An 8,156-nucleotide genomic window follows, 5' to 3' on the forward strand; every position below is an offset into this window, starting at 1 on the left:
TGTTCCCCTCACCCTAACCCTCTCCCCAAAAGGGCGAGGGGATTGTTCAGTGCTCGCATTAATTTGTGGGGAACCCTCAGCCCACGGGGAGAGGGAGAAAACCCACCCCATAGGCCCGTGCAAGCGAAGCGCCGCCGGGCAAACCGGCTCCCCTTAATTGATTTTTCACCCCGAAAAAGGTACGTTTTCGCCTTCATTCCAGCGTGGACATGCCAGCATTATGCCGATTATTCAGTCTGTTGAACGTGCGTTGCAGATCCTCGACCTGTTCAACGAACAGGCCACCGAGCTTAAGATCACCGACATCAGCAAACTGATGGGGCTGAGCAAGAGCACCCTCCACTCGCTGCTGAAAACCCTGCAGCTTCACGGCTATATCGATCAGAACCCGGAGAACGGCAAATATCGCCTCGGCATGAAGCTGGTCGAGCGCGGCCATTTTGTCGTGGGCTCCATCGATATTCGCCAGAAGGCGAAAGGCTGGCTGACGGAGCTGTCCCAGCGTACCGGGCAGACCACCCATCTGGGGATCCTGGACGGGCGTGAAGGAGTCTATATCGAGAAGATTGAAGGCAAGCTCGCCGCCATCGCCTATTCGCGCATCGGCCGCCGCCTGCCGGTGCACGCCACCGCCATCGGCAAGGTGTTGATTGCCTGGCTGGGCGAGGCCGAGCTGAACGCCCTGCTGGAGGGCTATCAGTACACCACCTTTACACCCGCGACCCTCGCCTCCCGCGAAGCGTTAATGACCGCCCTGGCGCAGACCCGCGAGCAGGGCTACGCCCTGGACAGCGAAGAGAACGAGCAGGGCGTGCGCTGCGTGGCGGTGCCAGTGTGGAACCATGAATCCCGCGTGATTGCCGCCCTGAGCCTGTCGACGCTCACCTCCCGCGTGGATGACGCCGAGCTGGCCCGCTTCCGCGAGGAGCTTCAGCAGGCCGGGCTCGAGCTGTCACGCGCGCTGGGCTATGCCGGCTCGTAGGTGAAGTAGTCGAAGTCCGCGTGACAGCCGTCGCCGCTGATGTCCTCGCAGTGCAGCCCTACAAACGCGCCGGTAAAGAAGCCGCGCCCGCCGATGTAGTCATCCGACAGCTTCCACGCCTCATACGTGACCGGCACGGTGTGCCACGTCTCGCCGTCGAACGAGTAGCTGTAGCGGTAGACCCGCGTATCCACGTCCACGCGTAGCCATACGCTCTCCGCATGTTCCGGCACCGGAATGGGCTGCTCGTGCAGCGGCCACGACGGCACGTTGTGGTCGAGCTGGATCACCTTGATGGTTCTCCCCTGCCCCTCCTCGTAATCCATAAAGCAGTAGCTCCAGTTTTTGCTGTTGTAGTAGCAGGTCAGCCCCGCGCTCTGCTGGAAGTGAACCGGCGAGAACTGCATCCGCGTCTCGGCCCTGAAGGTGAAGTGCTGCCAGCGGCGCGCCACGGTCGACTGGGTGAAGGTCGAGTTGAGCGAGTCGTTGCCGTAGAGCCGTAAGTAGCCCGGGCGCGCGGTGAGCGAGCCGAGGGTGTCGTCGAACGGAATACGCAGGGTCTGCAGTTCCGGGTCGAGCGAACTGGCGTCGAAATCCTCCCGCCAGTTGCCCTGAACGGCTGCAGGCTGCTCCGCCACCTGTGGGCCGGGCACGGTCAGCTGCGCGTGTTTGCCGCCTTCCACGTACGGCCAGCCGTCGCGCCACGCAATGCGGGCGATGCCGGTCTCGCGCCCCAGCGGACAGTAGCCGCGCCCGCCGGAGGCCAGCAGCGGCACGCCGGGCAGACGCAGCGGGCGGCTGGTGAGGTAGGCCATATACCATTCTCCCGTATGGGTCTGCAGCAGCGAGCCGTGGCCGCTCTTCTGCAGCGGGTTCTCCGGCAGGTGCCAGCTGGTCATCATCGTCACGTCCGGATGCAGCTCGTATGGCCCGTCGATATTTTTGGAACGCAGTACCACAACGGCGTGCTCGTAGCTGGTGCCGCCCTCGGCAACCATCAGGTAGTACCAGCCCGCGTGGTGATAAAGATGCGCCCCCTCGGTGTAGCAGAGCGGCGTGCCGGTAAACAGGGTTTTGCGCTCGGGCGAGAGCGTGCCGGTCTGCGGGTCAAACTCCTGCATCACGATGGTGTTGTGCGGGTTGCTGTGGTGGCGCGGCCCCCACGGACGGTAGAGGTAGTACTTGCGGCCATCGTCGTCGTGGAACAGGGACGGATCGAACCCTCCGTTGCCCATCGGGATCGGCTCGCTCCACGGCCCCTCAATGGACGGCGCGGTGACGAGGAAGTTGCGGCCGTTTTTCCACGGCGAGTCGACAATCTTCACGTCGGTATAGAGCAGCCAGAATTTGCCGTCGGCGTAGCTCAGGCAAGGCGCCCAGATGCCGCCGGAGTCCGGGTTGCCCTTCATGTCCAGCATCGACACGCGGTCCAGCGGCGTGCTGACCAGCGACCAGTTTTTCAGGTCGCGGGAGTGGTAGATGCGCACGCCCGGGAACCACTCGAAGGTCGAGGTGGCGATGTAGTAGTCCTCGCCCTGACGGCACAGGGACGGGTCCGGGTTGAAGCCGGTCAGGATCGGGTTAGTAATTTCCATGTTGCCTCCGGTTAATGGGATGCGGCTGTCGCGGCGTCGGGTACGGCCTCGCCCTGCGCCGCGCGGTGTTTGATCAGCTGCTGGCTGATGGCCTCCACGCGGTCGTCGGTGAGCTTGTAGAACGACAGCATGATGAACATGCCCGCGTAGAGCACCACCGGCACCACGCAGAACAGAATTTTGATGGTGGTGAGCACCTCAACCGGCTGCACGCTGCTGCTGGCGGAGTAGTTCACCCAGGCCAGGATCCAGCCCACCACCGCCCCGCCAATCGCCAGGCCAATCTTCAGGCTGAACAGATAGGTGGAGAACACCAGCCCGTCGAGGCGACGCCCGCTGCGGCTCTCCTCGTAGTCCACCACGTCGGAGGCCATCAGCCACTGTAGCGGCGTGGTGGTGTTAAAGACGAACAGGAACAGGATGTTGAGGGCGAAAATCAGCGCGATGTGCTCGGCCGGGGTGAAGAAAATCAGCAGGCTGATGAGCGAGTAAGCGACGATGATCCACTTAAAGGCGGTGACGCGGTCGAAGCGGCCCAGCAGTCGGGACGAGCAGAGCGAGCCGAACATGGTGGCGAGGCTGCCGTAGAGTAAAAACTGGGTCGCCATCTCCGGGTGATCCATCACGTATTTCACGAAGTAGAGCGTCGCCCCGCCGCGCACCACGTTGGAGCAGGTCGCCATCATCTTGAACGCGCACATGATGCGCCACTGGCCGTTGCCGAGCAGCAGCCTGAGATCTTTCGCCACCGACGAGCCCGGCTGCACCTCAAAGGTGTAGCGCTCTTTGGTGGTAAAGAAGCAGACGTAGAGCAGCACCACGCCGGTCAGCCCGAGCACGCACATGGCGCCGAAATAGCCCACCTGCTCGTCCCCCTTGCCGATGATGCTGACCAGCGGCAGCGCGATGCCGCTGATGGCGAGCGAGCCCGCCGCGGCGAGGAAGAAACGCCAGGACTGAAGGGCGTGGCGCTCTTTCGGGTCGGCGGTGATGACGCCGGGCATGGCGCAGTACGGGACGTTAACGAAGGTGTAGACCAGGGTCAGGAGAATGTAGGTCGCGCAGGCGTAGATGATTTTGCCCTGCGCGGAGAAGTCCGGCGTGTAGAAGGTCAGCATGCAGACGATGCCAAACGGGATGGCGCCCCACAGCAGGAACGGGCGGAACTGACCGTGCCGCGTGCGGGTGCGGTCTACCAGCAGCCCCATCAGCGGGTCGGTCACGGCGTCGAGCACGCGGGAGACTAAAAACAGCGTGCCCATAATGCCCGCGGAGAGTCCAAACACGTCGGTGTAGAAATAGGCCAGCAGGAACATCGTGGCCTGCCAGACGAAGCCGCAGGCGGTGTCACCCAGCCCGTAGCCAATTTTGTCTTTCATGGTTAATTGCGTCATCAGAATTACACCCTTATTTAGTGTGCTGAATTACAACATCGTGTTAATGGAGTGTAATGAGCTGTTCAATTAACCAGCAATGGTCATATCTTATTTCTGAATTACGTTATTTTGCTTTTGTGACGCCAGTGATATATCGCAACGTATTGTTTAAATTAATAAATTACAGATGCGTAAAAGCCGCCCACGGAATATATTCCGTAGACGACAATCGCGTGAAAAATAATTAAATGCCGAGCGCTTTTTTACCGGCGTTAATTACCTCAATAATTTTATCGGTGTCATAAATACAGCCTTTCCAGGTGCCGCCGCTCACCGACTGCAATGCCGCCCACAGCCGGGTATCGTCCGGCAAAAAGTCGTGGGCGTGCAGGTCCGGGTGCGTCTGCCGCAGCGCCAGCTCGCGCGCGCCCTCTTCCGGCGTCAGCGGGTTATCCGCCGTGCCGATGAAGTTCACGCTGCCTGTTAATGTCAGGCGGTCGACGGTAATCTCAATGATGTCGTTGTCGCGCAGCTTGCCAATCGGCCCGCCCGCCAGCGCCTCCGGCGACACGTGCCCGAAGCAGGCGCCCGTCGACACGCCCGAGAAGCGCGCATCGGTGATTAACGACACCGTCTTGCTCCACGAGATATGCTTCAGCGCGGAGGTAAGCTGGTAGGTCTCTTCCATACCGGTGCCGGACGGCCCGCCGCCGATCACCACCATGATATCGCCCTGCGCAATCTCTTCCCGCTTGATGGCCTTGATGGCCTGCGCTTCCGAGACGAACACCCGCACCCGGCCGGTGTGGCGGTAAACGCCATCGTCACCCACCACCGACGGGTCGATCGCCGTGGCCTTGATCACCGAACCTTCCGGCGCGATGTTGCCCGTCGGGAAGCAGACCGTCGAGGTCAGCCCTTTCGCTTTTGCTTTCTCCGGCGGCAGGATCACGTCATCCGGCTCCACGCCGTCCTGCTCGCGCAGGCACTGGCGGAAGCGTGCCCGGCGCTCGGATGCCTGCCACCAGTCGAGGTTTTCGCCGACCGTTTGGCCGGTCACGGTCATGGCATCGAGGTGCAGCAGGCCGAGATCGCGCAGGTGGAGCATCACTTCCGGCACGCCGCCCGCGAGGAACGCGCGCACGGTCGGGTGATAGTCCGGGCCGTTGGGCAGCACGCTCACCAGACGCGGAACCCTGCGGTTGACGCGCGTCCAGTGCTCTACGTCCGGAATAGTGCAGCCCGCCGCGTGGGCGATGGCCGGAATGTGCAGCAGCAGGTTCGTGGAACCGCCGAACGCCGCGTGGATCACCATGGCGTTTTCGATGGCTTTATCGGTGAGGATATCGCGCGTGGTGATGCCGTGGTTATCCAGCTCGCTCACCGCCCGCGCGGACTGGCGGGCGATCTCCAGCCACACCGCCTGCCCGGACGGCGCCAGCGCGGAGTGCGGCAGCGCCAGCCCCAGCGCTTCCGCCACCACCTGCGAGGTGCCCGCCGTGCCGAGGAACTGGCAGCCGCCGCCCGGCGACGCGCAGGCGCGACAGCCGAGCTCGGCGGCCTCCTGCAAGGAGAGCTCGTGGTTGGCAAAGCGCGCGCCGATGGTCTGCACCTTGCCCGCATCTTCCCCCACGGTCGGCGGCAGCGTCGCCCCGCCCGGCACCAGAATGGTCGGTAGGTCGTGCATGGAGGCCAGCGCAATCATGGTGGCGGGTAGCCCTTTATCGCAGGTGGCGACGCCGATCGCCGCCCGCCGCGTGGGCAGGGAGCGGATCAGACGGCGAAACACGATCGCCGCGTCGTTGCGGTACGGCAGAGAGTCGAACATGCCGTGCGTGCCCTGCGAGCGCCCGTCGCACGGATCGCTGACGAAGGCCGCAAACGGGATCCCGCCGTTGCGGGTGATCTCTTTCGCCGCCGCCTGCATCTGCATGCCGATTTCCCAGTGTCCGGTGTGGTAGCCCAGCGCAACCGGGCGTCCGTCCCCGGCGCGAATACCGCCCTGGGTGCCGATGATCAGCACCTCTTTGCCGGTCAGCTTGTTGGCGTCCCAGCCCATCCCGGCGTTCTGCGTCATGCCGAACAGGTTGCCGCTGGGGGATTCCATCAGCATCTGCGGGGTCAGCGGCAGCGCGCCCTGCGGCCCCGCCGCGTGGGTGATCACCGCATAAAACGCATCGTCCTGTGGGGTGAAAATTTTTTCAATGGTCATCGTTATCGTCCGGCTCAGCAGAGCTTGAGCTGTTGCAGCAGGGTTTTCAGCTGCGCCTTACGCGGCTCGTCCAGCGGCGTGGCGGGCGGCAGCACGTGCGTGGAGACAGGGCGACCACAAAGCACGATCGCCTCTTTAATGACGTTCACAAACGGCGTATCCAGCTGATACATCTGCGGGATTTGCAGCAGGGTCTGATGATACTCAGCCGCTTTCGCCACGTCTTTATCCCGCCAGGCTTTCAGAAGATTCACCGACACCTGCGGGGCAAAGTTGCCGCTGGCCGAAATCGCCCCGTCGCCGCCGAGCAGCAGGGTATTAAACAGATGATCGTCGTAGCCGCACAGCACGGTGAAGTGCGGATGAGCGGCTTTGACGGTGAGGATCATGCTGCGCAGGTGGGCGACGGAGTCGATGGTGTCTTTGATGCCGATAATATTGCTGCGCGAGTCGGCCAGGATTTTCACCAGCGCCGGAGTCAGATCCTGCCCGGTCAGCGCCGGGAAGTTATAGAGCATCACCGGCAGCGTGACGCTGTCCGCCACCTGCTCGAAATAGCGGATCAGGTTCGCTTCCGACACCTTCCAGTAGTAGGGGTTGATCACCACGATGCCGTCCGCGCCCGCCTGCTGCGCGTGCTGGCTGAGTTCAATGGTTTCCCGGGCGTTGGTGCCGCCGGTGCCGATCAGCACCGGCACACGACGATCGACATGATCGATGGCAAAGCGGGCAATGGTTTTACGCTCTTCGGCGCTGAGCTGGGAGAACTCGCCGCCGCTGCCCAGGAAGAACAGGCCGTCAACGCCCGCTTTGATGAGATCGTCGATCAGCGCGGCGGTGCCCTGCTCATCAAGCTGGCCGTCGGCGGTAAAAATGGTGGAGACAGGGGGAATGATTCCCGTGAACAACGCGGACTGCGGCATAAGATCTCCTTGTTGAATCATTTTGTTCTACATTATAGAACAGCGTTCGTTAATTTAACGATCATACTATGACGCAGAAAAAGGGGAGGTAAATGGGAGATGAGGAGGGAGTGCGGGAAGTTTAAGCTGGATCACATTATGCGTGGGTGCGGTCTGGTGCCCCAGCCCTCTCCATGTGGGAGAGGGCTGGGGTGAAGGGAAATTACTCCACCAGCATTTTAACAACCACTTTTCTGACCTTAGCAGGCTCCCCCACCGCGCACAGCGGCTTATGCACTTCGCCCGGGTAAAACACCACGAAATCCCCTCCGCTCAGCACCACGGTTTTCTCCTGCTCGCCTTCCGGCAGGAACGCAATGTCTTTATCCGCCAGCCAGTCGGTGTCGGGCGTGCCGTGCGGCAGGGTGCTGAAGGTCATCCCTTCCTGACCCTTCATCACGATCTGGATATCCAGGTAGCGCGCGTGGTACTCGGCGCGGCGTTCGGCGAACGGCTGGGTCATGTCTTCAGAGACAAGATAAAACAGGCGGCTGCCGTTGATGTCGTGCTTGCCGTGCGGCGTGGCGTCGGTGACGTGGGCTTTAACGTGCTCAATGGCCTGGCGCAGCGCGTCAGGCAGCCAGGACTGCAGATGGTGGATGTTGCCGATAATCATGGGAAACCTCTCGATGTAAAACAACGTTTCATTTTTGTCTTTTATACGAGAGTTAAGCCTGCCATACCAGCCCTTTTTCGACGAGGCTTGCGCGAGCGCATGTTTATTGGGAAAGGTGTTAACCCGCTGTTAATCCTGCCCAGGCAATTATGCAGCGGTTATGCATAACCTCATTTCGCGCACACTAAGGCTCTCACATAACCCACTGAAATAAAGAGCTTAATAACAAAACCCGCTGCCGTATCACATTTTACGACTTTGATAATTTCCGTTATAAGCCCATAATTATTTATGGATTTTCCTTAAGTCAAAAATAGTTAATTGTCATTATTGCATAGCCATTCCTTCCATTTTATTTAATCGTTTAAAATCAAAAGGATAACTAATAATTACAAAATGTATAATTCTACAAA

6 protein-coding genes are annotated in these 8,156 nt (G+C 60.9%); 1 reads left to right on the plus strand and 5 read right to left on the minus strand.

Annotated elements, in window-relative coordinates:
* Positions 1-220 precede the first annotated feature (220 nt).
* Positions 221-982 (plus strand): DNA-binding transcriptional repressor XynR, encoded by a 762-nt coding sequence (xynR, locus tag INF73_RS20815; RefSeq protein ID WP_193542852.1) that lies wholly within the window; start codon positions 221-223, stop codon positions 980-982.
* Here the strand turns inward: xynR and INF73_RS20820 are convergent.
* The 5 genes from INF73_RS20820 to INF73_RS20840 form a co-directional block, all read right to left on the minus strand.
* Entirely contained in the window at positions 967-2,577 is a 1,611-nt protein-coding gene (locus INF73_RS20820) for a glycoside hydrolase family 43 protein (protein ID WP_193542850.1), read from the minus strand. The two genes, xynR and INF73_RS20820, sit on opposite strands and share 16 nt — an antisense overlap.
* 11 nt (positions 2,578-2,588) lie before the next feature.
* On the minus strand, positions 2,589-3,971 hold the full coding sequence (locus INF73_RS20825; protein WP_028015325.1) for an MFS transporter: 1,383 nt from the start codon (positions 3,969-3,971) through the stop codon (positions 2,589-2,591).
* Positions 3,972-4,197: 226 nt separating this feature from the next.
* Complete coding sequence (gene yagF / locus INF73_RS20830; RefSeq protein ID WP_193547312.1) at positions 4,198-6,165, minus strand: xylonate dehydratase YagF; 1,968 nt, start codon at positions 6,163-6,165, stop codon at positions 4,198-4,200.
* A gap of 14 nt (positions 6,166-6,179) precedes the next feature.
* Positions 6,180-7,088, minus strand: a complete 909-nt coding sequence (gene yagE / locus INF73_RS20835) for a 2-keto-3-deoxygluconate aldolase (RefSeq protein WP_193542916.1) — start codon at positions 7,086-7,088, stop codon at positions 6,180-6,182.
* A gap of 202 nt (positions 7,089-7,290) precedes the next feature.
* Complete coding sequence (locus INF73_RS20840) at positions 7,291-7,743, minus strand: YhcH/YjgK/YiaL family protein (protein WP_193542918.1); 453 nt, start codon at positions 7,741-7,743, stop codon at positions 7,291-7,293.
* Between the last annotated feature and the right edge of the window lie 413 nt (positions 7,744-8,156).

The sequence above is a fragment of the Enterobacter cloacae complex sp. P6RS genome (assembly GCF_014982245.1).
Lineage (GTDB): Bacteria > Pseudomonadota > Gammaproteobacteria > Enterobacterales > Enterobacteriaceae > Enterobacter > Enterobacter bugandensis.

Excerpts from the sequence above, each read along its gene's own strand:
- yagE (WP_193542916.1), bottom strand. The coding sequence starts at position 7,088 with ATGCCGCAGTCCGCGTTGTTCACGGGAATCATTCCCCCTGTCTCCACC.
- INF73_RS20840 (WP_193542918.1), bottom strand. The coding sequence starts at position 7,743 with ATGATTATCGGCAACATCCACCATCTGCAGTCCTGGCTGCCTGACGCG.
- INF73_RS20825 (WP_028015325.1), bottom strand. The coding sequence starts at position 3,971 with ATGACGCAATTAACCATGAAAGACAAAATTGGCTACGGGCTGGGTGAC.
- yagF (WP_193547312.1), bottom strand. The coding sequence starts at position 6,165 with ATGACCATTGAAAAAATTTTCACCCCACAGGACGATGCGTTTTATGCG.
- xynR (WP_193542852.1), top strand. The coding sequence starts at position 221 with ATGCCGATTATTCAGTCTGTTGAACGTGCGTTGCAGATCCTCGACCTG.
- INF73_RS20820 (WP_193542850.1), bottom strand. The coding sequence starts at position 2,577 with ATGGAAATTACTAACCCGATCCTGACCGGCTTCAACCCGGACCCGTCC.